This is a genomic window from Streptomyces albipurpureus (genome assembly GCF_023701525.1).
Taxonomy (GTDB): domain Bacteria; phylum Actinomycetota; class Actinomycetes; order Streptomycetales; family Streptomycetaceae; genus Streptomyces; species Streptomyces albipurpureus.
In genome coordinates this window covers 130,462-155,999 of sequence record NZ_JAMQAW010000001.1, presented here as the reverse complement: position 1 = coordinate 155,999, position 25,538 = coordinate 130,462, and the positions used below count along the sequence as shown (strand labels likewise).

The window sequence follows — 25,538 nt, the reverse complement described above, 5'->3', positions numbered from 1 at the left end:
CGTCAGCTGATGAGGGAGGCGATCAGCCTGGTGCGGGCCACCCTGGGTGCCTTGCTCTACGGCGCGCTACCGGCGGCTCGACTCTCCTACGTCCCGGCCTCCAGTCGACCCTCCCGTACCTCCTCCACTGAGATGTCATGGAGCCCGTCGTCCAGCAGCAGCCAGCGAGTGACGCCGATGGACTCCAGGAACGGCACATCGTGGCTGGCCACGATCAGCGCCCCCTCATAGGCGTCCAGGGCCGCGGTCAATCTGCGCACACTGGCCATATCGAGGTTGTTGGTCGGTTCGTCCAGCATGAGCAGTTGCGGGGCCGGCTCCGCCAGGAGGAGGGCGGCGAGCGTTGCTCGAAAACGCTCACCGCCCGAGAGTGTCCCGGCCAGCTGATCGGCCCGCGCGCCACGGAAGAGAAACCGCGCCAGCTGGGCGCGCATGCGGTTGTTGGTCGCGGCCGGCGCGAAGCGCGCCACGTTCTCCACGATGGTCAACCCGTCGTCCAGCACGTCGAGCCGCTGCGGAAGGAAGCGCAGCGGCACCTCGGCCACCGCCTCTCCCGCGACCGGGTCCAGCTCGCCGGTGATCGTTCGCAACAGGGTCGTCTTTCCGGCCCCGTTGCGCCCCACCAGCGCGACGCGCTCGGGACCGCGTAGCTCGAACCCGCCCTGGAGCTGCGTCCCGTAGCGGAGTTGGAGATCCATCAGGCGCAGGACGCCCCGCCCGGGATGGACCTGGGTGTACGGCAGCTCGATACGGATCTCATCGTCGTCACGGACGGCCTCCACCGCCTCGTCGAGCCGCTCTTTGGCCTCGGCGAGCTTTCCGGTGTGCATGGTGTGGTGCTTGCCCGCGCTCACCTGGGCCGCGCGTTTGCGCCCACCCATGACGATCTTGGGTTCACGCTTGGTGTCGTACATCTTCTGGCCGTAACGCTTGCGGCGGGCGAGTTTGACCTGTGCGTCGGCCAGTTCCCGCTTCTGCCGTTGGACATCGGCCTCCGCGACGCGAACCATGCGCTCGGCGGCCTCCTGCTCCAGGGCCAGCGCGTCCTGGTACGCCGAGAAGTTCCCGCCGTACCAGGCGACCTCGCCGTCCCGTAGATCGGCGATCTGGTCGACCCGTTCCAGGAGTTCGCGGTCGTGGCTCACCACCACCATCACCCCGGACCATGAGTCGACGGCCTCGTACAACCGTCGTCGTGCCTGCAGATCGAGGTTGTTCGTCGGCTCGTCGAGCAGCAGGACACCCGGCCGGGCCAGCGTCAACGCCGCGAGCCGCAGCAGCACGCCTTCGCCACCCGAGACCTCGCCCAGCGTGCGGTCGAGTCCGATACGACCGAGACCGAGCTGGTCCAGGGTCGCCCGGGCCCGCTCCTCAATGTCCCAATCGTCACCGATGGCGGTGTAGTGCTCCTCGCCCACCTCACCCGCCTCAATGGCATGCAGAGCAGCGCGCTTCTGGGCGATACCCAGCACCTCGTCGACGCGTAGCGCGGTGTCGAGCACCAGGTTCTGCGGCAGGTATCCGACATCACCCATGGTGCGGACCGCGCCCTCGATCGGGGACAGCACGCCGGCGATCAGCTTGAGCAGGGTGGACTTCCCCGAGCCGTTGAGGCCGATGAGGCCGGTTCTGCCAGGGCCGACGGCCAACTGGAAGTCATCGAAGACGGCAGTCCCGTCCGGCCAGGCGAAGGTGAGGGAAGAGCAGGTGACAAAGGTGGGGGAAGTAGACATAGGGGCCTCCTGGTTGCATGGCGAAAAGCGGGCAACGAAGAGACACCGGGATACGTGCGACGGCCGCACCGAAAACCAAGGAAGGAAATGGCCGGGCAGAGAGAACGGCTCACAAAGCCGAGGTCGCACGCGCTGCGCACCTGCCGATACGGCGGTGACGCACGGTGTCTCAAGACCTCAGACGAGCAACGTCCTTCTCCTCACGAGCGGCAGTGGAACGCTTACCACCGTAGGAAACGCGGTTCTGCGTTGTCAATGGATTAAAACGGCGCCCCAGGCAGCCAGTGGGCCTGGCTCGCGTCCGACCGCCACGGACCCGTCCCATGTGGCGCATCGCCCGACCGGCGCTGCTCCCCGTCAGTAGCTGTCGCGCAGAAGCTCGGCCAGGCCGTGGTCGAGATGGAGATAGAGGTGCTCGCGACCCCAGGGCACCGCGCCCTGGGCACGCCGAAGGAATCTGCGCAGCTCACCGGTGCGCAGATGCACGACCGCTACGCCCTCGGGGGCATGGAACTCCAGTGCCGTGCGGTCGTAGCCGTAGGGCCGCACCCGTACGTCCCCGACTCCCGTCGGGGCACTGACCCCCGCCGCCAGCAGCTCGCGTCCGAAGACCCAGGTGATGTCGGAGTTCTCCAGGGTGGCGGGTGCCGGGAAGTCGATCCGCACGGCGAAGGGGTCTCTTGAGTCATAACGCAGCGTCACCGGGACGGTCTCCATTCGGGGCGCTGAAGCGACCAGCCGGGCCCTGAGGGCCTGCTCGATGACGGTGACGGTGGACAAGAACTGCTCCTTCGCACGTGGGCGGGGCACGCCTCACTGACAGGGGGAAAGACGCCGGAATCGCGTTTCACGTGCATTGGAGGGAGGCGTGAGCTGTGTCACCGACAGGCGGCCAGCGGCGTCGGCGCCGTTCTCGCACAAGGGCCGCCGGAGTTCGATGGTCGATGCACACGCTGCGGTCCGGGCGAGGTTCGACACGTGAGGGGGATACGGGCGTCTCGCTCGTTCGGCGTCGGCGTCCCTGGAACATCACTGTTCGGCACAGGGTCCTGATTGGTCGCAGTACGGTCGATTTCCGCTTGCCCCGCAGCCACAGAGCGTCACCCGCGTCTCATGATGCTCGACCCCCGCACTCCATATGGCCAGATCGCCCCGCAGGACCAGCTGCCCTGATGGCGTCGACGCGACTGAGGTCGGTCGATCGGGTGTCTCCGTCGCTCCATCCGCGTACCAGTAGCGCAGCGCTCCGGAAGGGCAGCGGCGCACGATCTCGGCGACCAGGTCAGCCGGGGCGTCATCGGGCGAGATCCAGGGTCGCCGTTCGAGATCGAAGACCTGCGGAAGGCCGCGGACGCACTCGGCCGCATGGAGGCAGCGCCGCGAGGCGAAGGTCACGGTGATCTCCCGGCCTGGGTACTCCTTGGGCTGGGACATGGGGCCAGCCTAGAAACTGCCGCCGGGACCCGCACCCTGGGCGGGACGGAGGTGGATGCGCCACTCCCGGCTGAATCCCGCCCTGGACGGGCTCAGGCCGCTGAGCTAGCTTCCAGCGCCATGACCTCCATGGGGAAGACGAGACGGATGGTGTCCGTGGGGCTGTGTGCGGGTGCCCTCGCCGCAGCACTGATGACTCCGGCGCAGGCGGCATCGCCCGACAGCGCTCAGCTCACGGCGGGAAAGGGAACGGTCTGGAGTCTGAAGAACACCGGCACGGACGTTCAGTTCCGGGGCCTGGCCGCCGTCAGCCGTACGACCGCGTGGGTGGCCGGCTCCAAGGGAACGGTCCTGCGCACGGCCGACGGAGGCCACAGCTGGCGAAACGTCTCCCCGCCCGGTGCCGAAGGGCTGGAGTTCCGCGACGTCGAGGCGTTCGACGCCCGGCGCGCGGTGGTCCTGGCCATCGGCGAGGGTGAGGCATCGCGGATCTTCGCCACCAGCGACGGCGGGACGACCTGGACCGAGTCCTTTCGCAACCCCGACCCGCGTGCGTTCTATGACTGCATCACCTTCTTCGACAGCCGCAACGGCCTGGCGATGAGCGATCCGGTGGACGGCAGGTTCCGGATTCTCTCCACCCGGGACGGCGGACGGTCCTGGCGGGTGCTGCCCAGCGAGGGAATGCCCGCGGCGCAGCAGGGTGAGGCCGGCTTCGCCGCGAGCGGCCAGTGCCTGGTGAGCTCCGGTCCGAAGGACGTCTGGCTGGCCACCGGAGGCGGAGCGACGGCCCGGGTGCTGCACTCCGCTGACCGCGGGGTGAACTGGACCGCCGCCGAAGCCGGCATCCCCGCGGGAGACCCCGCACGTGGCGTGTTCGCGCTCGCCTTCCGCGGCCGCGGACAGGGCCTGGCCGTGGGCGGCGACTACCGCACCGGCCAGCCGTCCCCCAACGCGTCCGCCATCAGCCGCGACGGAGGACGCAGCTGGCGGCCGTCCACGGCCCCGCCGCCCGCCTACCGCTCGGGGGTGGCGTGGCTGCCGCACACCCCGGCCGCCGCGCTCGCCGTCGGCCCCACCGGTACGGACCTCACGGTCGACGGGGGCCGCAGCTGGCGAACCGTCGACGCCGGTTCCTTCGACTCCGTCGACTGCGCCCAGGACATCGGATGCTGGGCTTCGGGCGCCAAGGGACGGGTGGCCCGCCTGGAGCCCTAGCGGGCCACGACGCCGGTCGGAGCCCGCTGGAAACGGGCCCTGACCGGCCGCTGTCCACGGCCGGACGGGGACGGCTACAGCCGGGTCACGACAGCGGTCGCTGGCGGTAGGGGCCGAGTGCGGGCACGGTCCTGGTGGCGATGAACTCGGTGATCCGGTACTCACACACCCCACCGATGGTGAAGGGGTCGTCCGCCGTGATCCTCTCGATCTCGGCGCGATCGTCCCCCACCGCCAGGATCACCCCACCGTCACGCGGGTTCTTCCGCCCCGACGCGATGAACACCCCCGCGGTGTACCCGGCGTCCACCCATGCCAGATGCGCCTCCATCAGCTCATCGGCCCGTTCGACGCCACCCGTGTACGTCAACTCCAGTACGAACATGGCCGCCAGGCTACGTGACCGGGGGCACCGGTCGACCCGGTCACCGACGACAGGGCTGAGGACCCCACCGCCAGCGCGTCGGACCGTTCAGCGACCGTGAGCCGACCGGGGCCGCTGCTCCCTGGCGCCATGGAGCCGCGGGCCGACCGCGAACAGGCCCTGGACGAGGCGCCGACGCGCTCCCCAGGGCAGCCAGGGATCAGAAGAGGCACCGATGGGACACCGCGGACCTGCCCTTAGGGTGGAGCCCACCATGAAGATCATTGAAGTGCCCCCGGGCTGGCCCCTCGACGAGAGCACGGCCCGCGCGGTCCAGGACGAACTGCGGGCCCGCGTCGTCCTCGACGAGCCGGGGCCCCCGCCCGGGACGGGCCGGGTGACCGGTGTGGACGTGGCCTACGACGATGAACGCGGCCTCGTCGCCGCGGCGGCCGTAGTGCTCGATGCCCAAACCCTCACGGTCATCGAGGAGGCCACCGCCGTCGGCCGGGTCGCCTTCCCCTATGTGCCGGGGCTGCTCGCCTTCCGGGAGGTACCCGCCGTCCTGGGCGCACTGGCCTCCCTCACCGAGGCGCCGGGGCTGATCGTCTGCGATGGCTATGGACGCGCCCATCCACGGCGGTTCGGTCTGGCGAGCCATCTGGGCGTACTGACCGACCTGCCCACCATGGGCGTCGCCAAGAACCCCTTTGTCTTCAGCCACGCCGACCCTGATCCGGATCGCGGTGCATCCGTGCCGCTCCGGGCGCCGGACGGGGAGGAAGTCGGCCGGGCGCTCCGCACCCAGGACCAGGTCAAGCCGGTCTATGTCTCAGTCGGACACCGCATCTCGCTCGACCACGCCTGCGCCCACACCCTTCACCTGGCCTCCCGCTACCGACTGCCCGAGACCACCCGCAGAGCCGATCGGCTCTGCCGTGATGCCCTCGCCGACCTCACCCGCTAGTCGGCATCGATCACCGCGCCGGATGGGCGTGCCCACGCGGCTGACACCATGGAGCCGCCTCGGGCACGATCAACGCTCGGCCGCCACCCGAAACCGGATTCCCGCTCGCTGGAGCCGCACCAACAGTGCGTCGCCCATGGCCACGGCGGAAGTCAGCTGCCCCGAAGCGTCGGGCAGCTCATCGAAGGCGAGGCACAGCGCCGACTCGGCAAGGATCTTCGCCGTCTCGCCATAGCCCGGGTCACCACCCGAAACCTCCGTGTACACGGTCCGCCCGCCGCCCTCACCGACGAACCGCAGCGAGAACCAACTCTTCGCCCGCCGCTGCTCATCAGGTCCCTCGCCCGGCTTGATCCGCTCGGAGAGCCAGCGCCTGGCCGGCGGGAGCTGGGCGAGCCCCAGCAGCGCGGCCGCCCCAGCCACGGCACCCAGCGCCATCGGCAGGGACTTCACGGCCGCGTAGTGCCGATAGCGGAAGTCCGGGCCGTAGCGGGGGAGCGTCCTGGCGGAGCGCGCGACGATCTGTGGGTCCAGCAACGGCAGTGGGAGCGCCCAAGCATCCGTCTCACGGCTGAACCGGGGCCCGCCGATGGGCGACCGCGCCCGTCGGCCCACCAGCCGTGGCTCATACAGCCGTCGCTCTCGGGCCGCCCGCTGTGACTGCTTCTGGCGGCTGAGGACCGTGAGCACGGAGGCGAGGGTGCCACCCGAGACCCTGGCCCGGGAGCGGACGAATCCATCCACGCTCAGGGGTACGCCCTCGGGCAGGTGCTGGACGGTGAAGTACACCCCCAGGTCGGTGGGTACGGAGTCAAAGCCGCAGGCGGGTACCAGACGGGCGCCGGTCTCCCGAGCCCGCGCGTCATGCGCGACGAACATCCGGTCGACGAACTCTGGCTCCCCGGTCAGGTCCAGATAGTCGGTCCCCGCCTCCGCACAGGCGGCGACCAGCGGTTCTCCGTGCCGGAGGTAGGGGCCCACCGTGGTCGCCACCACCCGGGTGGAACCGGCCAGTTCACCCAGCGCCTCGGCGTCATCGGCCGTCGCCACCACCAGGGGTAGTTCGGCGCATCGTGGATGGTCGACGGCGAGCGCGTCACGCAGCTGTGCCAGCTTGATGCGACTGCGGCCCGCGAGGGCCCAGCGGCAGTCATCGGGCGCATGCTCAGCGAGGTAGCGGGCAGTCAGCTGTCCGACGAACCCGGTCGCTCCATAGAGCACGAGGTCATATGGACGCGATGCTCCATCGGTCCCGTTCTGGCTGTTCACTGGCTCCTCCGTACTCGCCCCCACGGTCATCGGCAGCTGAGGCTAGCGCGCTGACGCGCTTCGGAAGAAGACGTGTTTCCCATCGGTAACACGGACCGCGGTGGGCCTTTCGGTGAATCGCGACCATCGCTGCGGCACTGGACCTACCAGCGTCCGATCTGGTTCGCGCAGCCGGGACGGAGGATAGCCCCGGCCGTTTGCGGGGTGACGGCCAGGGCGGATGGGTGCCTGCCCCCGCCGGGGGGCGGTTTCGGGGGCAGGCGGTCTAGGAGTCCTCCGGGTCGGCGGTCTGGATACGTATTCCCTCCGCGACGGACTCCGCGGCCATGCTCTCCAACAGGCCGAGCCCGACCCGTACGTACGCCTGCCCGTCCGGACCCACTACCGGGCGGATCAAACCCACGGCCCGCTCGGGTAGTCCGAGCTGGGTGAGGGCTTCTTGCAGAGCGGTCGCCGCGGACTCGGCACGGGCACGGGCGTCACGCCATGTCTGCATCTCCATCACCGACCGCCCGTCTCACTCGCCCGGCACCGAGGGCAGCGGCACGGCGGATACGCCGAGGATGTCATCGGACTCGGTGACGTCTGCGGACCGCTCGGGGTGTCCACCACGATCTCTGGTGACACGGGATAGCGAGACCTGTCCTGCCTGACCCGGTACACACGCATCGTCATCACAGGTGGGGCCTTCCTGGCGTCGGCTTGTCCCTCCACACAATCAGTGACCGCCAGGCGGAATCGACGCCACAGAGATGTAAGAACGATGCAAGTCCGGCCGAAGAGGGTGATCTGACTCCGAACCCTGGGCATGACAGAGGGTGGGGGCGGTACGGTCACCGCACCCGTTCATCGCGGATGCCGCCCGGAGCCGACATGGCTGACCGTCCTTCTCCCAACGCCCTACTACGCGCTGTGCGCGTAGGTGAATTCCAGATGTCCCGACAGGAGTTCGCCCAATTGATCGTCAAGACGGGCGAGGAAATGGGCGAAAGGGTCGGCTGCACATCCCGCCTGATCGCGGCTTGGGAGGACGGTGAGGTCGGACTCCCCCGCGCGATCTACCGGCGCATCCTCACCCGTATGACCGGACGCACACCACGTGAACTCGGCTTCCAGGTCGATGCACCCGCACCGCTCACCGGCATAGCGTCCAGACACGAGACGGAACAGGAGCCACCGGTGGAACGCCGAGACTTCCTGACCGACGGTGCGTGCGCAGCGCTCACACTCCTACCCCTCGGCTCTGGCCCAGGCAGGATTGGGACGACGCACGTCCGTGCTCTGGACCGCGCCGTTGCCACGATCTACACCCACGATCACGACCATGGGTCCGCCGCCCTGCGCCGTGACGCCTCCCGAGCCCTGCATACCGCCTATCAGTGGCTCCAGGAAGGAACACACACCGACGAGACCGGGCGGCAGTTGCGGTCGGCGACCGGCCATCTGTCGATCGCCGCAGGCTGGCTCTCGTACGACTCCGGCCGGGCCGCTGACGCTCGCTCGCTCTACACCGAGGCCCTCGCAGCAGCCCGGATCGCTGACGACCCCGGACTGGAAGGACACGCCTTCGGCTGCCTCTCCCTCCTGGCCAGAGCATCCGGCCGGCCCCGGGAAGCGATCGCAGCCGCCCAAGGCGCACAGAACGCCGTCCGCGCGTACGGCTCACCGAGGACGCTCGCCCTGTTCACCATGCGGGAGGCCGGCGGATGGGCACTCCTGGGCGACGCCAGCGCCACCGACAAGGCCATCGTCCGCGCCCACCACCTCTACGCCAAAGGGCCCAGCGACGCAGACCCCGCCTGGCTGGATTTCTTCACCCCTGCCGAACTCTCCGGACTCGAAGCCCTCGCCCGTGCCGAACTGGGCCAACACGGACGAGCCGCCGCCGGCGCGCAACAGGCCGTGCTCCTCCACGGAGAGGGCTTCACCCGCAACCGAGCCCTGTACACGGCGGATATCGCCATCCAGCATGCAGTCAGGGACCGTCCCGAACCAGAAGCCGCAGCCGAGGCAGCCGGACGTGTCCTCGCCTACCTCCTTGAGGTGCGCTCAGATCGTCTACTTCAACAACTACACAGCGTCGAGAGCGCCCTCCAGCGGCACGCCGCGGTCCCTGTGGTAGCCAACTGGCTGGAGGAGTACCACACCATCACTGAGATCAGTTGAGGAGGAATCGGTGGCCACCAGCACAGACACGGTGATCCGCGCCTACGGACCTGGCAAGGTCCCGCCGATGCTCGATGTGATCGCTGATATCTGGGCGGACGCGCACCCCGAACTCGTCGACAACCCGGGGGCTGAGGCAGCGGGCCTCTCTGTCCGTGCGCTTCACCGCCAGATCACCGGACACCTCAAGCATTCAGGATTCGCTCTCGTCGTCGCCTACGCGGAGGGGACCGCCGTCGGCTTCGGCTACGGATTCCTTTGCAGCGCCAACTACTGGTTCGGCCCCGGACTCATGGACCAGGTCCCTACGGGCGCACGGACCGAGCGGTTGATGGGACTGTGCGAACTTGCCGTCCGTCCGCCTTGGCAATCTCGGGGAATCGGCTCCCAGATACATGACGAACTACTGAAGACCGTCGCCCCTGTCTGGTCATCCCTGCTGGCCCTGCCATCCAACGCACGTGGCAAGGAACTCTATGCCCGCCTCGGCTACGAGTACGCCGGCCCCTACCGGAACACCGCCGATGGCCCGGAGTTCGACCTGCTCCTGCTGCGAGTGGGTACTGACGTCTGATCTGGACACCACGGCCATGCTCTCTGTCGCGATGAGCATCCCGGATGGGGGCGATACCCGCGCCCCCATCCGGATCCTTCTCGGCAGTCCCTCCCGTGGGGAGCCGGGAGGGGACAGGAGCTGTCCCGCCCCAACGGGTCACGCGGGCGGGACATGGTCCCGCCCCGGAGGTGGTAGAGGCGGAACAACATCCTCCACTCACCCTGGCACTCTGACGCGAGCATCGATAGAGGTGCGTACCGGGAAAAATCACACCGCAGCGTGGCCCTGCGTCCGAGCCCGCTGTTGACCCGGGCGTGATCGACCTCGACGACCTCCTCGCAGCCCCCGGCCCACGCCTCCCCTTCTTGCTGCCATCCACCTCTTCAGGGCGCCTTGGCCAAGCGTCCACCGAAGGGGTGGAGATCGCCACTGACCTGCGGGACCGGCTCGCTCGGCGCGCACCCGGCACATGGCAAGCCGTCCCCGCCCGAAGGAGCCGAGAAGTGGAGCGGGTGTCGCCGTGTCTCGTATCCGAGGTGAGGGAAAGTCACCCAGAGATATGCTCCACGCGGACCAGGCGCCCGTGTGCACATTCGCCCCGTTGGCGCCATTCCGGGTGAGGACACGGAAGCTGACCTGCCGGATTCTCTCATGTCGTAGTTGCAGACTTCGGTCGTTCCGGAGCCGCCGGCCGCGTGGCACTCGTCATGGGCGCGGTTGTCGTTGTACTTGGTCTCAACGACCACCCGCAGGCCATCACTCCGCATGTCCTCGGCAGTGATCACGTCGTCGGCATGATCGAAGCAGCTGCGATGCGGGCCTGGTTCGACGGGCAGCACTTCCAGAGGATCTGCCCGGATTCCCCCAGCTCTTGTCCACTCCTCAACAAAGGCCCTCCCGCCGACACGCTGGAGGGCCTGCTCATGGGCCGGTCGATGGATGCCGTGCGAGGTGCGCTACTGCCTCTGAGCTGCGGGGGAGTGTTTCAGCCAGGGCAGGTAGCCGACGCCTCCCGTACTGCGAGGGCGCTTTCCCGCTGCCGTTGTACCGTGGGTCCGCAGCCATATGTGTCATATCTAATGCGAGGAACCCGATGATGGCGACGCCAGCGCCGACCAGCACGACAGCGAAGCAGAACGGGCCTCTCACGGGCGTTCGGGTGGTCGAGCTGGCGGGTATCGGCCCCGGCCCGTTCGCGGCCATGGTGCTGGCGGACCTCGGCGCCGATGTCGTCCGTGTCGATCGGCCCGGTGGCTCCGGGATGGCCATCGATCCGCAGTACGACCTCACCAACCGCAACAAGCGATCCGTGCTGATCGACCTCAAAGCCGAAGGCGCGTCGGAGCACATCCTCGCCCTCGTGGAACGCGCCGACATCCTCATCGAGGGCAATCGACCCGGGGTGGCCGAACGTCTCGGGGTGGGCCCGGCCGAATGCCTCGCCCGCAATCCCCGACTGGTCTACGGCCGAATGACCGGCTGGGGGCAGGACGGCCCGTTGGCGGAGCGCGCCGGGCATGACATCGCGTACATCGCCGTCACCGGTGCCCTGGGCATGGTCGGCAAGCCCGATGAACCGCCCGCGATCCCCGCCAACCTCCTCGGCGACTACGCGGGCGGCTCGCTCTATCTGGTCATCGGGGTGCTGGCCGCACTGCAACACGCCCGTACCGAGGGCGGCCAGGGGCAGGTCGTGGATGCCGCCATCGTCGACGGCGCCGCCCATCTCACCACGATGGTGCACGCGATGATGGCCGCCGGCGGCTGGCAGGACCGGCGCGGCTCCAACCTCCTCGACGGCGGTTGCCCCTTCTACGGCAGCTATGCGACCGCCGATGGCGAGTACATGGCGGTCGGGCCGCTGGAGCAGCGCTTCTACAAGGAGTTCATCCAACTGCTCGGCATCGAGCACGAGGTCCCGGCGCGAAAGGACTTCGCCCGCTGGGGCGAACTGCGGACGGCGATCGCCGACCGCTTCCTGACCCGGACGCGCGCACAGTGGACACGGGTCTTCGAAGGCGCCGACGCCTGTGTGGCCCCCGTCCTCTCCCTACGGGAAGCACCCACCCACGCGCATCTCGCCGCCCGTGGCACCTTCGTCGACCACGACGGCATCGTGCAGCCGGCACCCGCGCCACGGTTCTCCAGCACACCGAGTGCGGTACGCACCGGCCCCGCGCTGCCCGGCGCACACAACGAGGCAGTGGCCCTGGACTGGGGAGTGCCCGCTCTCGAAGTCACCTCGGGACACACCGACTGAGGCAGCCGAACGGCCTCAACCCCACACCCCCGAAAGGTTGTTGACGTGACCACAGAAGCGTATGTGTATGACGCGATCCGTACTCCGCGGGGGCGCGGCAAGGCCAACGGCGCCCTGCACGGCACCAAACCCATCGATCTGGTCGTCGGGCTGATCCATGAGATCCGCGGACGTTTCCCCGACCTCGACCCCGCGGCCATCGATGACATCGTGCTCGGTGTGGTGGGCCCGGTCGGTGACCAGGGTTCCGACATCGCCCGTATCGCGGCAGTCGCCGCCGGGCTTCCCGACACGGTCGCCGGAGTGCAGGAGAACCGCTTCTGTGCCTCGGGTCTCGAAGCCGTCAACATGGCCGCGATGAAGGTCCGTTCCGGTTGGGAGGACCTGGTGCTCGCCGGTGGGGTCGAGTCCATGTCCCGGGTGCCGATGGCCTCCGACGGCGGGGCCTGGTTCGCGGACCCGATGACCAACCACACGGTCGGGTTCGTGCCCCAGGGCATCGGCGCCGATCTCATCGCCACCATGGAGGGCTTCACCCGCCGCGATGTCGACGAGTACGCCGCGCTCTCCCAGGAGCGCGCCGCCGCGGCCTGGAAGGACGGCCGCTTCGATCGGTCCCTGGTCCCGGTCCGCGACCGCAACGGCCTGATCGTCCTCGACCACGACGAACACATGCGCCCGGGCACCACCGCCGAGAGTCTGGCCGCACTCAAGCCGTCCTTCGCCGGCATCGGCGACCTCGGCGGGTTCGACGCGGTGGCGCTCCAGAAGTACCACTGGATCGAGCGGATCGACCATGTGCACCACGCGGGCAACTCGTCCGGCATCGTCGACGGTGCCGCCCTCGTCGCCATCGGCTCGGCTGAGGTCGGCGAACGGTACGGACTCACCCCGCGCGCCCGCATCGTCTCCGCGGCGGTCTCCGGCTCCGAACCGACCATCATGCTCACCGGCCCCGCGCCCGCCACCCGCAAGGCGCTCGCCAAGGCCGGACTGACCATCGACGACATGGACCTCGTCGAAATCAACGAGGCCTTCGCGGGAGTGGTCCTGCGCTTCGCCCGGGATCTGGACCTCCCCCTGGACCGCATCAACGTCAATGGCGGGGCGATCGCCCTGGGACACCCACTCGGAGCCACCGGGGCGATGATCCTCGGCACTCTCATCGATGAACTGGAGCGCCAGGACAAACGATATGGGCTGGTCACCCTGTGTGTCGGTGGCGGAATGGGCATCGCAACGGTGGTGGAACGCGTCTAGGGCCTCTCGTTTGGATCTTGCCGGGCTCGCGTGCCCTGGCACGGCACCTCGCTGAGTTGTCGTCAGTCGCCGATGCTCCGCATGGACTCCCTCCTCCGCCTTGCGATGCACCACGCCAGACCCAGCTCACTGATCCAGCCTGATCCAGACGACAGACCCCAGCCGTACGGGTACGAGCCCGGTGCTCACCCCCGTAGGGCAGCGGGCGACGCGGACACCGGCTCGTCCTACAGCCGAACGCGACCGCTACCCATCACCCCGATCCGCCACCACCCCACCAGACCATGAGGGACTTCACCATGACCGAGAGCACCGAGAGCAGCCCCGTGATTCGTTGGGAACAGGACGACACCGGCGTTGTCACCCTGGTACTCGATGACCCCCACCACTCCGCCAACACCATGAACCAGGCGTTCCGCGACTCCATCGGTGCCATCGCGGATCGCGCCGAGGCCGAGCGGGACTCCATCCGCGGAATCGTCTTCACCTCCGCCAAGAGGACCTTCTTCGCCGGCGGCGACCTCAAGGACCTCATCGAGGCCGCACCCGAGCACGCCCAGGAGATCTTTGACGCGAGCATGGCCGTCAAACGGGCGCTGCGCAGGATCGAGACCCTGGGCAGGCCCGTGGTGGCGGCCATCAACGGCGCGGCACTGGGCGGCGGCTATGAGATCGCGCTGGCCTGCCACCACCGCATCGCCCTCGACGCGCCCGGCTCTCGTATCGGGCTGCCCGAAGTCACCCTCGGGCTGCTCCCCGGTGGCGGTGGTGTCACCCGAACCGTCAGGCTGCTCGGTGTCGCCGACGCGCTGCTGAAACTGCTCCTCCAAGGGACCCAGTACACCCCCGCCCGGGCCCTGGAGAACGGCCTCATCCATGAGGTCGCCACCACCCCCCAGGAGATGCTCGCCAAGGCGAGGGCCTTCATCGACGCCAACCCCGAAACACAACAGCCCTGGGACATCAAGGGCTACAAGATCCCCGGCGGTACTCCGTCCCATCCGCGGTTCGCCGCCAATCTCCCGGCCTTTCCCGCGAATCTGAAGAAGCAGACCGCGGGCGCGCCCTATCCCGCCCCGCGCAATATCCTCGCGGCGGCCGTCGAAGGCTCCCAGGTCGACTTCGAGACCGCGGAGACCATCGAGGCCCGGTACTTCACGGAACTCGTCGTCGGACAGACCGCCAAGAACATGATCCAGGCGCTGTTCTTCGATCTCCAAGCAGTCAACTCCGGAGTCAGCCGGCCGCAGGGCATCGAGCCGCGGCCGGTGCGGAAGGTCGCCGTCCTGGGCGCAGGCATGATGGGCGCGGGCATCGCCTACGCGTGCGCCCGGGCCGGAATCGACGTCGTTCTGAAGGACGTCTCCCTCGAAGCCGCGCGCCATGGCAAGGAGTACGCGGAGCGGCTGTTGGACAAGGCCCTCGCCAAAGGCCGTACCACCGAGCCCAAGCGCGACGCGTTGCTCGCCAGGATCACCCCGACCGCCGACCCGGTCGATCTGACGGGTTGTGATGTGGTGATCGAGGCGGTGTTCGAGGACACGGCCCTCAAGCACAGGGTGTTTCAGGAGGTCCAGCGCATGGTCGAACCCGATGCCCTGCTCTGTTCCAACACCTCGACCCTGCCCATCACCCTGCTCGCCGAGGGCGTGGCGAGGCCCGCCGACTTCATCGGACTCCACTTCTTCTCGCCGGTGGACAAGATGCCGCTGGTCGAGATCATCAAGGGCGAGCGCAGCAGTGGAGCGGCGGTGGCCCGCGCCTTCGATCTCGTACGGCAGATCAACAAGACCCCCATCGTGGTCAATGACTCACGCGGATTCTTCACCTCGCGGGTCATCGGGCAGTTCATCAACGAAGGCGTCGCCATGATCGGCGAGGGGGTGGACCCCGCATCCATCGAGCAGGCAGCGGCCCAGGCGGGCTACCCGGCGAAGGTGCTCTCGCTGATGGATGAGTTGACCCTCACGCTGCCCCGCAGGATCCGTCAGGAGACCCGGCGTGCGGTGGAGAGCGCGGGCGGCAACTGGATCGGACACCCGGCCGATGTGGTGATCGACCGGATGGTGGATGAGTTCGGCCGCGGTGGCCGCAGCGGTGGAGCCGGCTTCTACGAGTACGAGAACGGGCGACGGACCCGTCTCTGGCCGGGACTGCGCACCCATTTCACCCGAGCCGATACTTCCGTCCCCTTCGTCGATATGCGCGAGCGCATGCTCTTCGCCGAGGCACTGGACTCCGTGCGCTGCCTCCAGGAGGGAGTGTTGACCTCGGTCGCCGACGCCAATATCGGCTCCATCATGGGCATCGGCTTTCCGGCCTGGACCGGTGGGGTGCTCCAGTACGCCAACGGCTACCACGGCGGACTGCCCGGCTTCACCGCACGCGCCCGTGAGCTCGCCGAACGGTACGGGGAGCGCTTCGACCCGCCGGCCCTGCTGGTGGCGAAGGCGGAACGCGGGGAAGGGTTCACCGACGGGCGCTGACGCGCCCAGGGTTGTCATGGCGCGTAGGCCGGCGGGTGCATACGCGCCACCCGGCATGGCGATCGGTGTCAGGGCCGCGTACCGGGAGCTGTTTCACCGCTGGCCATCGGGGGAGGGCGGCTGCGCACCGAACGCGGCCCGGAGCTCCTCCTTCGAGCACCGCTGGAATGCGGTGACCAGGGCCTGGACCACCAGGGTTGCACTTGCGCCGACAGCGACTCGACGGCCGCCGCCCGGTCTGGCTCCTTCTCGGTCACGGATCGAGCCGCTGATATCGGAGCGATGGAGAGCCCGGGGCGCGGCAGTGGCCGTCAATGACCACGGGTGCTGAGGGCTGCCCTCGTCGAACGGCCAGGTGCGGCCCGGCTGGGGCAGGGGTGCGCCCGCCCCCGTAGAGCCAGGGGCGGGCACCATGTCATGCGTCGAGCTTGGTCTAGTAGACGGCCACCTGGTACACGTTCAGTGCCTCGGTCACCGGCTGGTGGAGGGCGGAGCCGTTGGTACCGCGACAGCCGGAGCTGCCCGAGTGGATGCCCAGCGCGGTCGAGCCGGAGAAGTGCGCGCCTCCGCTGTCGCCACCGGCGGAGCAAGCGGTCGTCCGCACCAGACCGTAGACGGGCCCGTCGCTGTAGTTCACGGTGACGTTCACCGCGGTGACCGATCCATTGGTCAGCTGGGTGGTCGAGCCGCTCTTCTGGATCGCCTGGCCGACGATGGCGTCCGCGGCGGATGTGATGTCCTGGAAGTTGCCGTCGTAGAGGTTGACGGTTCCCTCGGGCTGCGAGTTGTCCGTGTAGCGGATGATCCCGTAGTCGTTGGTCGGGTAACTGGAGCCATCGCGGGTACCGACCTCGATGCCGCCGTTGCTGGTCGACCAACTGGGGCCGATGTTGGTGCAGTGTCCGGCCGTGAGGAACGAACGGACGCCGTTCCGCACCACGTTGAACGCCGCCGAGCAGCGGTAGCCCCCGGACCAGATGGCGTCCCCTCCCGCCAACTCCTTGGCGAAGACGCCGGGCACGCGCTTGATCCGCACCGCATCGCCGAGTCCGCTGGCCACGGTGTTGAGGACGGTGATGGATTGCGTGGAGACCGATTCATCTGCCTCGACCGCGACCTGGTTGGTCGAAGGGTCGATGCCCCATGAGGTGCCGGGGATCTTCGCCCGCTCCTCCAGTACGGCCATGGCCGCTTCCAGTTGTGCCGTGCTGCGCTTGACCACCTGCGCACGGGCGCCGGCCTTGCGTACCTGTTCGGCGGAGGTCTCGTCGGTGACGGCGACGACGAGCTCACCGGTCTGGGTGTCGAGATAGGAGCCGGCCGAGTGCTCGCCCAGCGCGCTTTCCAGCCGGGCATCCAGGGCGTACTGGGTGGCGGAGGCGGTGACACCCGGCGATGGCTCGGGCTTGGCCGAGGCGGCGGACGCCCCCAAGCCCATGACGGGGACCGTGAGCAGGAGGGACAGGAAGATGCGCGCGGTGAGCGTGCGTCTCATGGAGAGGTCTCCTTGTGCTGATGTCCCGTAAGAGCGGGACTAGGTGCTCAGCAGTCTGTCCCGAGTGTTGTGCTTTGGAATGTAATGGCGGCCATGTCCCTCCCGGATGGAGGGAGATCAGCACCCAAGAGGGTGAGCGTTGCTCACGGTTGGTCAGCGCCGTCCGGGTGGCGCGCTGGGCGAGCTCGTCGAGGGTGGCGGTCGCCCGGGGGGCACCTCCGAGCCGAATGCCCGGCTGACGGTCATCGCCGCGATTGTCCCGGCTGGCTCTTCTTGCCGGGAGCCCCCGGCGGCCCGCCCGTTGAACGGCCTGTCGCTGCCCGCCGTACCCAGGGAGGGATCGGTAAACCGCGACCTTCGCGTGTGTTGGTCTCGGCGAGGCTCGGGCGGGATGGTCTGATGGAGGGCACATGCTGAACCGGTCAACTGCCGCTTGGGCGCGCGGTTCCGGAGTGAGTCGAACGGGTAGGCGAGGGACATGAATGAGAATCTGCTGCCGTTCGATATCGGGCCGCTCAATCCGAGTGGTTATCAGATTCTGGTGTGCTTTGTCTCCTTCGGGATTGTCTATGTCCTCCTTGCCTGGCGGGTGTTGCCCCGGGCCGCCGACATCGTGAAACGGCGCGAAGAGGCGATCTACGGGGTGGCCGCCGATGCGGAGCAGGTGCGCGCCGAGGCTGAGACCGTTCGTGCCGAGCGTGAGGCGATCCTCGCCGAGGCCCGCCATGAGGCGGCCCGCACCCGTCAACGGGCGCATGAGGAAGGCCTGGAACTGATCGCCGCAGCCCGGGCGGAGGGGCAGCGCGAGCGAGCCCGCGTCCTTGCTGAAGGGGCGGTGGAGATCGAGGCCGCGCGGACCGTCGCCGAGGCGGAGTTGCGCGCGGACGTCGATCTCTGGGGGCTCGCCATGGCCGAACGGGTGGTGGGGGAGCCGCTGGCGATCGGTTCCGCGGACGGTGAGGGACCGCCGCGCACCGCCGCGAACTGACCTGCCTTGATGGCGATCGGGCGGACCTGAGGGGGACCTCGGGCCGCCCTTCAGCGTGTTCGGATGTTCGCCATCATCGTGTCGTGATGGTGGCGAACCGCCACCAGGGCGGCCGATGAATCCGTGGCTTCGATCGCTTCCATGATCGGTTCATGTACGGCGATCAGCCGCTCCGCCTCTCCCGGGGCGAGCCAGGGCGGCATGGTCTGGGACCTGATCCAGGGCTCGTACTCGTACCGGATCACGGCCGTGTGGACCGACTCGTAGATGGAGGCGAGGAACGGATTGCCCGAGCGCCGCACGATGGTGGCGTGGAAGACGGTGTCAGCGGCGATCCAGGCGGAGACGTTCCCAGCGCTCTCCCGCAGCCGTTCGAACGCCGTCCGTATGTCGGCCAGCCCGGCATCGGGGCCGGGTTCGACCGCGGACGAGGGGGAGTGCAGGGCGCTGATGGCCTCCTGGACGCCGACTGTCTCCAACCAGAGTCGCAGTTGGGCGAGGTGGGGGATCGACTGCCGGTCCAGATCGAGCATCAACCCCACCGTCGCCGTCATCACCCGATCCGGTCGGTGCACCACATAGGCGCCCGAACCGGGACGGATCTCCACCAGCCCCATCAGGGAGAGCGTGCGCAGCGCCTGGCTGACGGTGGGACGGCTGGTGCCGAACCGGACGGCGAGATCGCGCTCGGCGGGTAGCCGGGTGTCCTCCGCCAGGTCCTCGTTGACGATGAACTCGCGGATCTGATCGGCGACCCGATCGGACAGCGGCCGTACGGCCAGGGGGCGCAGGGGGCGCAGATCGACGGCGGGTGCGGTCCGGGCGGCCTTGGCTCGGGCGCCGGTTCCCCTGCGGGTGGTTCCCCGTGCGTCCGCTGTCGTGGAAGGCGCTTCGATACCGGGGTCTTCCACGTGGGTGTGCTGTGCGTCCCGCCGCGATGGGTTCTTCCTGTGCGGCGGGGAGTCGTCCGAGGCGACGGCTTTCCCGGGGCCCTCTGGGTGATGGCCCGTCCCTGCGTCGGTCGCTTCCGCGGTCCGCGTCGAGCGGTCCGGCCCGGTGGCATCGGTCCCTGGCACGGCTCTGCCTCCTTGTGGCTCGGGCTCTAGCGGCCCGGTGGCCAGGCCACCTTGCCACATTCTCAAACTTCTTCTCTCACTCGGGTGGGACATGGACCCCATACCCACCTTAGGCCTATATTGGCTAATTGGCTAAGCCAATTGCCTGCCGTCTCTAAGGAGCCCCATGAAACTGCGCGACGCCTTGGACCAGTGCCCCACCGAACTCCTCATCGGTGGATCCTGGCGCCCGTCGTCCGACGGCCGTCGGATCGAGGTCCATGACCCTGCCGCCGCCATGCCGATCGCCGATGTCGCCTCCGCCACCGTCGCCGACGCCGTAGCCGCCGTGGACGCCGCCGCCGAGGCCATGCCGGGGTGGGCGGCTACACCGGCCCGACAGCGTTCCGCCGTGCTGCGGCGCGCCTACGAGCTGATGACCGAGCGCTCGGAGTTCTTCGCCACCCTCATCAGCGCCGAGAACGGCAAGGCACTCCCCGACGCCCGGGCCGAGGTCGCCTACGCCGCCGAGTTCTTCCGCTGGTACTCCGAGGAGGCCGTACGCCTCGCCGGAACCGTCCAGCACGCCCCCGCCGGCGGCTACCGGATACTCGTCGACCGGGCGCCCATCGGGGTCGCCGTGCTGGTCACCCCCTGGAACTACCCCGCTGCCATGGCGACCCGAAAGATCGGTCCCGCCCTGGCCGCCGGCTGCGCGGTCGTTCTGAAGCCCGCCAGCGACACCCCCCTGACCGCCCTGGCCATCGGCGCCCTGATGGCCGAGGCCGGTGCGCCGGACGGGGTCGTCAATGTCGTTCCCGCCGACCGGTCGGGCGCCGTGGTCACGGCCATGCTGGACCACTCCGCCGTACGGAAGCTCTCCTTCACCGGTTCCACCGAGGTCGGCAGAAGGCTTCTGCACGGAGCCGCAGACCGTGTGCTGAGCACCTCCATGGAGCTCGGGGGCAATGCGCCCTTCCTGGTCCTGGAAGACGCGGATCTGGATGCCGCGGTCCAAGGGGCCATGCTCGCCAAGATGCGCAACGGCGGCGAAGCCTGCACCGCCGCCAACCGCTTCTATGTCCATGAGTCGGTCGCCGAGGAGTTCGGTACACGACTCGCAGCCGCGATGGCCTCGCTGCGCGTCGGTCCCGGTCTTGAGCAGGACACCGAGGTCGGCCCGCTGGTGAACGCCGACGCCCAGGCCAAGGTGGCCGAGCTGGTCGATGACGCGGTTTCGCGGGGAGCCCGGGTCAAGACCGGTGGACGCATTCCCGACCGTATCGGCTACTACTACGAGCCGACCGTCCTCGACCAGGTCGCGGCCGGGTCCGCCATCCTCGACGAGGAGATCTTCGGACCGGTGGCCCCGCTGGTCCGGTTCCGCGACGAGAACGAAGCGGTCCGGCTCGCCAACGCGACCGAGTACGGACTGGTCTCGTACGTCTACACCCGCGATCTGCGCCGGGGCCTGGCGATCTCGGGGGCGTTGGAGACCGGGATGGTCGGCCTGAACCGCGGGATCGTCTCTGACCCGGCCGCCCCGTTCGGCGGGGTCAAGCAGAGTGGACTGGGTCGTGAGGGTGGGCACGAGGGCATCCTTGAGTACACGGAGACGAAGTACATCGCGACCGACTGGTGAGCCATAGGCCCGCCACGGCGCGGGAACCCCGGCCGGGCCGTCCGCCCGGCCGGGGGCACGGCCACCATCGGCACAGACGCCCCGCTCCGATCGAGCGGGGCGTCCGTGTGTGCGCTGCCGAAGGCGAAGCCGGGCGGGCACACCCAGAACCGCCGTTCTGAGGGCCGACGCGCCCACCGGAGTCCATCCTCCGGAGTGCCCGCCGCCCCGCACCGCACAACAAGACCGCCGTGTGCGCGCCAACGCAGGACAGGGAGCAGTGGCACACACACGGCGGTCGTTCAGGGGGAGACGCCCTTAACTGGCGTCTCCATCGAGCATCCCCGCCGCCCGAGCTTCTACCTCGTACAGCGCGGCGTAGTCCTGCTCGGCGAAACCATGACCGATCGCCGTCTGGATCAGCTGGTGGACCATGCTGCTCACGGGCAGCGGGACCTCCATCTCGCGCGCGGCGGCGAGCCCGAGGTCGAAGTCCTTGCGGAGCATCTTGTTGTTGAACGTGGGGGTGTAGTCGCGCTCGACCAGGGCCCGGCCCTTGTGCTTGATGAAGGTGGACCCGAGCACCGAGCCGTTGATGAAGTCAACGAAGGCGGCCTTCGGCACCCCGCCCTTCTCGGCGAGCGTGGTGACCTCCACCAGCGCCTGCGTGATCATGCCGAGGAACAGGTTGTGGCAGATCTTCACCAGGCGGCTCTGCTCCGCCGGTCCCGCGTGCACCACGGTCGGGGCGATCATCGACAGATAGGGCACCACCCGGTCATAGGTCTCCCGCGGCCCGGAGGCCACGATGGCTCCCCGGCCGTCCTCGACCATGGCCGGGTTGCCGCTGATCGGGGAGGCCAGGAAGGCCACCCCCGCGGCCTCGGCCGCTGCCCTGACCTCGGCGGACGCCTCGGCCGAGACCGTCGAGCAGTCCACGATGATCTGGGGCAGTCGCTCGGCGCTCAGCAGCCCGCCCTCACCGGTGGTGACCTTGATCAGGTCCGCACTCGCGGAGACCATCACGAAGACGATGTCCACACCGGCCAGCTCCGTGATGGAGTCGACCGCCTTGGCGCCCTTCTCGACCAGGGGCGCGGTCTTGGACGAGGTGCGGTTCCACACGGAGACGTCCGAGCCGCCGTCCAGCAGCGCGCCGGCCATCACCGTGCCCATGCGTCCGGTGCCGAGCCAGCCGAGTCGCTCACTGCGGGTTCCACTCATTGTTCGTACCCTCTCGATCTTTGACGGTCAGAAACTATGCCCAATGTGGGCGTTATATGGGTTAAATGCGGGCGAAATTCATCATGCTCGTGAGTCGCCCATGGCGGAGGCGACCGTCTGGGCAATCCGCTCCACCGAAGGAATCGCCAGCTCCTCCAGTGCGTCAGCGGACGGCAAGGGGATGTGCGGAGTGGTGATCCGCACCGGAGCGCCGGTCAGCGCACCCCAGCACTCCTCGGTGGCGATGGACACGATCTCCGCACCCCAGCCGCAGAGCCGGGGGTTCTCCTCCACGGTGAACAGCCGTCCGGTACGGGCGGTGTGCTCCAGGATGGTCGCGGTGTCCAGCGGGACCAGGCTGCGCACATCGACGACGGTGCACTCGATGCCGCTCTCCTGGCTCAGCCGTTCGGCGGCGGCCAGCGCCTTGGGCACCATCGCCGCCAGCGCCACGATGGTGGCGTCGTCGCCGGTGCGCCGCACCACGGCCTTGCCCAGTTCCTCGACGATCTCCCGATCCAGGTCCGGGATCTCCTCCGTGGCGCCGTAGAGCGCCTTGTGGTTGAAGAAGACCACCGGGTCCGGGTCGCGGACCGCCGCGGCCATCAGCCCGATCACATCGCGGGCCGTCGCCGGAGCGACCACCTTCAGGCCGGGGACGGCCATGGCCCAGTTCTCGACGGACTGTGAGTGCTGGGCCCCCAAGCGCAGTCCGGCGCCGTTGCCGCACTGGATGACCAGCGGGATCGACACCTGTCCGTCGGACATATAGCGGCTCTTGGAGATCTCGTTGGCGATCAGGTCCCAGCAGAGCGCGAAGAAGTCGCCGTAGGTGATTTCGGCGATCGGCCGCAGCCCGGTCATCGCGGCTCCCATGGCCGCGCCGAGGATGGCCTGCTCGCTGATGGGGGTGTCGCGTACGCGCCGCGGACCGAACTCGTCCAGCAGCCCGGTCGTCGTCCTGAACACGCCACCGGCCGCGGCGACGTCCTCGCCGAAGAACACCACCCGCGGGTCGCGACGCATCTCCTGGGCGATGCCGTGGGCGACCGCCTTGCGATAGGTCAGCAATGCCATGGGGGGTTCTCCGCTTTCGGATCGATGACGTGGGCGACGCGGACGCGGGTGTCAGTTGCGCCAGGCATGGCCGCCGTCACTCCAGACGTTGGTGTAGAGCCGCGATACCGCCGGCCAGTCGCCCGCCATCGCCTCCTCGGTCGCCGCGTCGATCTGCGCCACGATCTCCGCGTCGATCCCGTTCAGCACCTCGTCCGTGATGCCCCGGCTCTTCAGCCGGGCCCGATAGGTCACCAGCGGGTCCAGGTCCTTCCACGCCCGGACCTCGCCCGGGTCGCGATACCCCGCCGGATCGGCCCCCGAATGGCCCCCGTGGGAGAAGGTGATCGCCTCGATCAGCGCTGGCCCGCCCCCCGTACGGGCCAGCTCGATCGCCGTCGCCACGGTCAGATGCACTTCATCGGGGTCATTGCCGTCGATCACCGTGGACGCCAGACCGTAGGCGCAGGCCCGGTCGGCGGCCGGATTGTCGACGGCGGTCACACTGTCGACCCGGGTGTACCGCGAGTAGAGATTGTTCTCGCAGAGGAACACCACCGGGAGATTCCAGATCACGGCGAGGTTCAACGCCTCGTGGAAGGCGCCGGTGTTGGTCGCCCCGTCACCGAAGACGCAGACCGTGACCTGACCGCTGTCGCGGTACTGCGCCGACCAGGCCGCACCATTGGCGATCACCAGCTGGGCGCCGACGATCGCATACGAGCCGAGGACGCCTCGTTCGGCGTCGATGAGGTGCGTCGACCCGCCCTTGCCGCGCATCAGACCGCTGTCGCGGCCCAGTAGCTCGGCCATCAGCGGGGCCAGCGGGGTGCCGCGAGCCACCAGATGGCTATGGCCTCGGTGGGTGATGAACGAGTAGTCGTCCTCGCGCATCGCCGCCGCCACACCAGCGGCGATGGCCTCCTGTCCGATGCCGAGATGGGTGGGGCCCTTGACCAGGTCCTTCAGGAAGAGGTCATGGACCCGCTGCTCGAACTTCCGGGCGGTACTCATGGTCCGGTAGAGCGCGATCGCGGTCTCTTTCGAGACCTCCTTCGGCGTTGCCTCGGGAGTGTGGAGCGAGTCGATGGACATGAGTCCTCCCTTCGAGTCCCCGCCGTGCCTAGTACTTGTTGGCGATGAAGAGCTCGTCCGCCGGGAAGCGGGTCAGGATCTCCACACCGGACGCGGTCACCACGACCTCTTCCTCGATGCGCGCCGCGGACACCCCGTCAGCCGCCGGGCAGTACGTCTCCAGGGCGAAGACCATGCCCTCCTCGATCAGCATCGGGTTCTCCAGCGAGGTCAGCCGGCTGATGATGGGCCGCTCGTGGAGGGCGAGGCCGAGGCCATGGCCGAAGAGCAGACCGAACGCGGTCTTCTCGTCCTGGACACCGATCTCCTCAGCGGTCGGCCACAGGCGCGCCACATCCGCGGTGGACACACCGGGCTTGATCGCCTGGATGGCGATGTCCATCCACTCACGGGCCCGGGAGTAGGCGTCGTGCTGCACCTGGGTGGCCCGACCGACGTTGAACGTGCGGTAGTAGCAGGTCCGGTAGCCGTTGTAGGAGTGCATGATGTCGAAGAACGCCTGGTCACCCGGGCGGATGATGCGGTCCGAGAAGTTGTGCGGATGCGGGTTGCAACGCTCGCCCGACACCGCGTTGATGGACTCGACGTCGTCCGAACCCATCTCGTAGAGACGCTTGTTGGCGAGCGCCACGATCTCGTTCTCACGCACACCGGGCTTCAGCGCCTCGGTGATGTCGTGGTACGCGCCGTCCACCATGGCCGCGGCCATCGACAGCAGGGTGATCTCGTCCCGGTTCTTGATCTGGCGGGCGTCCAGCATCACCTGCTGGCCGTCCCGGACATCGATGCCCTGGCGGACGAGTTCCGAGTGCAGCGGGATGTCAAGGATGTCCACACCGATGGGCATACCGCCCACACCGGCGTCGGCGAGCCTGGCCTTGATCTCCGTGATGGCCTTGGTCATCAGCCCGGCGTCCGGGGGAACCGCACCACGCATCGTGGTCCAGGACGAAAGGCAGTTCTCCGGCTTCATCCACGGCGCGTACATCCGGTTGTGCACCGCGGCCGAGCCGAAGTCCCAGAGGATGACCTCACCGGTACGGGTGTAGATGGCGTAGCGCGACAGCTTCTCGCGGGTCCACTCACCGATGGAGATACCGGTCAGATAGCGAATGTTGTTGTTGTCGAAGACCAGCACCGCACCCAGGTCGCTCTCCTCCAGCGCCTGCTGGATGCGCGAGGTGCGATAGGCCCGCAGCCGGTCGAAGTTGACCCGCTCCTCGAAGTCGACCATGCCATGGCCGGGAGCTGGGGCGGTGGGCAGTGCGGGGATGGGCAAAGAGCCGGTCAT

The 25,538-nt window shown here is 68.6% G+C and carries 21 protein-coding genes; 9 read left to right on the top strand and 12 right to left on the bottom strand.

What is annotated here, in order from left to right; genetic code table 11:
* Nucleotides 1-86 precede the first annotated feature (86 nt).
* The 3 genes from NBG84_RS00675 to NBG84_RS00665 all read right to left on the bottom strand — a co-directional run bounded on the left by NBG84_RS00675 (nucleotide 87) and on the right by NBG84_RS00665 (nucleotide 3,167).
* On the bottom strand, nucleotides 87-1,733 hold the full coding sequence (locus tag NBG84_RS00675; RefSeq protein WP_250917202.1) for an ABC-F family ATP-binding cassette domain-containing protein: 1,647 nt from the start codon (nucleotides 1,731-1,733) through the stop codon (nucleotides 87-89).
* 357 nt (nucleotides 1,734-2,090) lie between these two features.
* Complete coding sequence (locus NBG84_RS00670; protein WP_250917310.1) at nucleotides 2,091-2,450, bottom strand: SsgA family sporulation/cell division regulator; 360 nt, start codon at nucleotides 2,448-2,450, stop codon at nucleotides 2,091-2,093.
* A 312-nt stretch (nucleotides 2,451-2,762) separates the two neighbouring features.
* Nucleotides 2,763-3,167, bottom strand: coding sequence for a (4Fe-4S)-binding protein (locus NBG84_RS00665; protein ID WP_250917201.1), 405 nt, complete (start codon nucleotides 3,165-3,167; stop codon nucleotides 2,763-2,765).
* Nucleotides 3,168-3,287: 120 nt separating this feature from the next.
* On the opposite strand from NBG84_RS00665, the gene NBG84_RS00660 reads away from it, so the two are divergent.
* Nucleotides 3,288-4,385 (top strand): WD40/YVTN/BNR-like repeat-containing protein, encoded by a 1,098-nt coding sequence (locus NBG84_RS00660; RefSeq protein WP_425608548.1) that lies wholly within the window; start codon nucleotides 3,288-3,290, stop codon nucleotides 4,383-4,385.
* An 85-nt stretch (nucleotides 4,386-4,470) separates the two neighbouring features.
* Here NBG84_RS00660 and NBG84_RS00655 read toward each other — a convergent pair whose 3' ends face one another.
* A complete protein-coding gene (locus NBG84_RS00655) occupies nucleotides 4,471-4,770 on the bottom strand; it encodes a YciI family protein (RefSeq protein ID WP_250917199.1) in 300 nt (99 codons plus the stop codon).
* 253 nt (nucleotides 4,771-5,023) lie between these two features.
* Between NBG84_RS00655 and NBG84_RS00650 the strand changes: the two genes are divergently transcribed.
* A complete protein-coding gene (locus tag NBG84_RS00650) occupies nucleotides 5,024-5,716 on the top strand; it encodes an endonuclease V (protein ID WP_250917198.1) in 693 nt (230 codons plus the stop codon).
* 69 nt (nucleotides 5,717-5,785) lie between these two features.
* Here NBG84_RS00650 and NBG84_RS00645 read toward each other — a convergent pair whose 3' ends face one another.
* Together NBG84_RS00645 and NBG84_RS00640 are read right to left on the bottom strand one after the other, a co-directional pair.
* Nucleotides 5,786-7,015 carry a saccharopine dehydrogenase family protein gene (locus tag NBG84_RS00645; RefSeq protein WP_250917197.1) on the bottom strand — a complete coding sequence of 410 codons (1,230 nt, stop codon included), beginning with the start codon at nucleotides 7,013-7,015 and terminating at the stop codon, nucleotides 5,786-5,788.
* Nucleotides 7,016-7,250: 235 nt separating this feature from the next.
* Nucleotides 7,251-7,481 (bottom strand): hypothetical protein, encoded by a 231-nt coding sequence (locus tag NBG84_RS00640; protein ID WP_250917196.1) that lies wholly within the window; start codon nucleotides 7,479-7,481, stop codon nucleotides 7,251-7,253.
* A gap of 359 nt (nucleotides 7,482-7,840) precedes the next feature.
* Between NBG84_RS00640 and NBG84_RS00635 the strand changes: the two genes are divergently transcribed.
* The 5 genes from NBG84_RS00635 (at nucleotide 7,841) to NBG84_RS00615 (ending at nucleotide 15,713) form a co-directional block, all read left to right on the top strand.
* On the top strand, nucleotides 7,841-9,151 hold the full coding sequence (locus NBG84_RS00635; RefSeq protein WP_486679371.1) for an NsdA family TPR-like regulatory protein: 1,311 nt from the start codon (nucleotides 7,841-7,843) through the stop codon (nucleotides 9,149-9,151).
* Between the two features lie 10 nt (nucleotides 9,152-9,161).
* Complete coding sequence (locus tag NBG84_RS00630) at nucleotides 9,162-9,725, top strand: GNAT family N-acetyltransferase (protein ID WP_250917194.1); 564 nt, start codon at nucleotides 9,162-9,164, stop codon at nucleotides 9,723-9,725.
* Between the two features lie 1,078 nt (nucleotides 9,726-10,803).
* Nucleotides 10,804-11,967 carry a CaiB/BaiF CoA transferase family protein gene (locus tag NBG84_RS00625; RefSeq protein WP_250917193.1) on the top strand — a complete coding sequence of 388 codons (1,164 nt, stop codon included), beginning with the start codon at nucleotides 10,804-10,806 and terminating at the stop codon, nucleotides 11,965-11,967.
* Between the two features lie 45 nt (nucleotides 11,968-12,012).
* The gene (locus NBG84_RS00620) at nucleotides 12,013-13,227 is read left to right on the top strand and encodes an acetyl-CoA C-acetyltransferase (RefSeq protein ID WP_250917192.1); all 1,215 of its coding nucleotides are present in this window, start codon (nucleotides 12,013-12,015) and stop codon (nucleotides 13,225-13,227) included.
* Between the two features lie 299 nt (nucleotides 13,228-13,526).
* Entirely contained in the window at nucleotides 13,527-15,713 is a 2,187-nt protein-coding gene (locus NBG84_RS00615; protein WP_250917191.1) for a 3-hydroxyacyl-CoA dehydrogenase NAD-binding domain-containing protein, read from the top strand.
* 433 nt (nucleotides 15,714-16,146) lie between these two features.
* On the opposite strand, the gene NBG84_RS00610 is transcribed toward NBG84_RS00615, so the two are convergent.
* A complete protein-coding gene (locus NBG84_RS00610) occupies nucleotides 16,147-17,208 on the bottom strand; it encodes a S1 family peptidase (RefSeq protein ID WP_250917190.1) in 1,062 nt (353 codons plus the stop codon).
* Between the two features lie 478 nt (nucleotides 17,209-17,686).
* On the opposite strand from NBG84_RS00610, the gene NBG84_RS00605 reads away from it, so the two are divergent.
* A complete protein-coding gene (locus NBG84_RS00605) occupies nucleotides 17,687-18,196 on the top strand; it encodes a F0F1 ATP synthase subunit B family protein (RefSeq protein ID WP_250917189.1) in 510 nt (169 codons plus the stop codon).
* Between the two features lie 50 nt (nucleotides 18,197-18,246).
* Here the strand turns inward: NBG84_RS00605 and NBG84_RS00600 are convergent, their stop codons facing one another.
* Entirely contained in the window at nucleotides 18,247-19,272 is a 1,026-nt protein-coding gene (locus tag NBG84_RS00600) for a FadR/GntR family transcriptional regulator (RefSeq protein WP_250917188.1), read from the bottom strand.
* Between the two features lie 166 nt (nucleotides 19,273-19,438).
* Here NBG84_RS00600 and NBG84_RS00595 point away from each other — a divergent pair, with 166 nt between their 5' ends.
* Entirely contained in the window at nucleotides 19,439-20,893 is a 1,455-nt protein-coding gene (locus tag NBG84_RS00595; RefSeq protein WP_250917187.1) for an NAD-dependent succinate-semialdehyde dehydrogenase, read from the top strand.
* Nucleotides 20,894-21,190: 297 nt separating this feature from the next.
* Here the strand turns inward: NBG84_RS00595 and NBG84_RS00590 are convergent, their stop codons facing one another.
* The 4 genes from NBG84_RS00590 to NBG84_RS00575 form a co-directional block, all read right to left on the bottom strand.
* On the bottom strand, nucleotides 21,191-22,096 hold the full coding sequence (locus NBG84_RS00590; protein ID WP_250917186.1) for an NAD(P)-dependent oxidoreductase: 906 nt from the start codon (nucleotides 22,094-22,096) through the stop codon (nucleotides 21,191-21,193).
* 81 nt (nucleotides 22,097-22,177) lie between these two features.
* Entirely contained in the window at nucleotides 22,178-23,173 is a 996-nt protein-coding gene (locus NBG84_RS00585) for an alpha-ketoacid dehydrogenase subunit beta (protein WP_250917185.1), read from the bottom strand.
* Nucleotides 23,174-23,224: 51 nt separating this feature from the next.
* Nucleotides 23,225-24,247: a thiamine pyrophosphate-dependent dehydrogenase E1 component subunit alpha gene (locus NBG84_RS00580; protein WP_250917184.1), complete on the bottom strand. Its 1,023-nt coding sequence runs from the start codon at nucleotides 24,245-24,247 to the stop codon at nucleotides 23,225-23,227.
* 28 nt (nucleotides 24,248-24,275) lie between these two features.
* Nucleotides 24,276-25,538 carry a M24 family metallopeptidase gene (locus tag NBG84_RS00575; protein WP_250917183.1) on the bottom strand — a complete coding sequence of 421 codons (1,263 nt, stop codon included), beginning with the start codon at nucleotides 25,536-25,538 and terminating at the stop codon, nucleotides 24,276-24,278.

Excerpts from the sequence above, each read along its gene's own strand:
- NBG84_RS00675 (WP_250917202.1), bottom strand. The coding sequence starts at position 1,733 with ATGTCTACTTCCCCCACCTTTGTCACCTGCTCTTCCCTCACCTTCGCC.
- NBG84_RS00670 (WP_250917310.1), bottom strand. The coding sequence starts at position 2,450 with ATGGAGACCGTCCCGGTGACGCTGCGTTATGACTCAAGAGACCCCTTC.
- NBG84_RS00665 (WP_250917201.1), bottom strand. The coding sequence starts at position 3,167 with ATGTCCCAGCCCAAGGAGTACCCAGGCCGGGAGATCACCGTGACCTTC.
- NBG84_RS00660 (WP_425608548.1), top strand. The coding sequence starts at position 3,288 with ATGACCTCCATGGGGAAGACGAGACGGATGGTGTCCGTGGGGCTGTGT.
- NBG84_RS00655 (WP_250917199.1), bottom strand. The coding sequence starts at position 4,770 with ATGTTCGTACTGGAGTTGACGTACACGGGTGGCGTCGAACGGGCCGAT.
- NBG84_RS00650 (WP_250917198.1), top strand. The coding sequence starts at position 5,024 with ATGAAGATCATTGAAGTGCCCCCGGGCTGGCCCCTCGACGAGAGCACG.
- NBG84_RS00645 (WP_250917197.1), bottom strand. The coding sequence starts at position 7,015 with ATGACCGTGGGGGCGAGTACGGAGGAGCCAGTGAACAGCCAGAACGGG.
- NBG84_RS00640 (WP_250917196.1), bottom strand. The coding sequence starts at position 7,481 with ATGCAGACATGGCGTGACGCCCGTGCCCGTGCCGAGTCCGCGGCGACC.
- NBG84_RS00635 (WP_486679371.1), top strand. The coding sequence starts at position 7,841 with ATGCCGCCCGGAGCCGACATGGCTGACCGTCCTTCTCCCAACGCCCTA.
- NBG84_RS00625 (WP_250917193.1), top strand. The coding sequence starts at position 10,804 with ATGGCGACGCCAGCGCCGACCAGCACGACAGCGAAGCAGAACGGGCCT.
- NBG84_RS00615 (WP_250917191.1), top strand. The coding sequence starts at position 13,527 with ATGACCGAGAGCACCGAGAGCAGCCCCGTGATTCGTTGGGAACAGGAC.
- NBG84_RS00610 (WP_250917190.1), bottom strand. The coding sequence starts at position 17,208 with ATGAGACGCACGCTCACCGCGCGCATCTTCCTGTCCCTCCTGCTCACG.
- NBG84_RS00605 (WP_250917189.1), top strand. The coding sequence starts at position 17,687 with ATGAATGAGAATCTGCTGCCGTTCGATATCGGGCCGCTCAATCCGAGT.
- NBG84_RS00595 (WP_250917187.1), top strand. The coding sequence starts at position 19,439 with ATGAAACTGCGCGACGCCTTGGACCAGTGCCCCACCGAACTCCTCATC.
- NBG84_RS00590 (WP_250917186.1), bottom strand. The coding sequence starts at position 22,096 with ATGAGTGGAACCCGCAGTGAGCGACTCGGCTGGCTCGGCACCGGACGC.
- NBG84_RS00585 (WP_250917185.1), bottom strand. The coding sequence starts at position 23,173 with ATGGCATTGCTGACCTATCGCAAGGCGGTCGCCCACGGCATCGCCCAG.
- NBG84_RS00580 (WP_250917184.1), bottom strand. The coding sequence starts at position 24,247 with ATGTCCATCGACTCGCTCCACACTCCCGAGGCAACGCCGAAGGAGGTC.
- NBG84_RS00575 (WP_250917183.1), bottom strand. The coding sequence starts at position 25,538 with ATGACCGGCTCTTTGCCCATCCCCGCACTGCCCACCGCCCCAGCTCCC.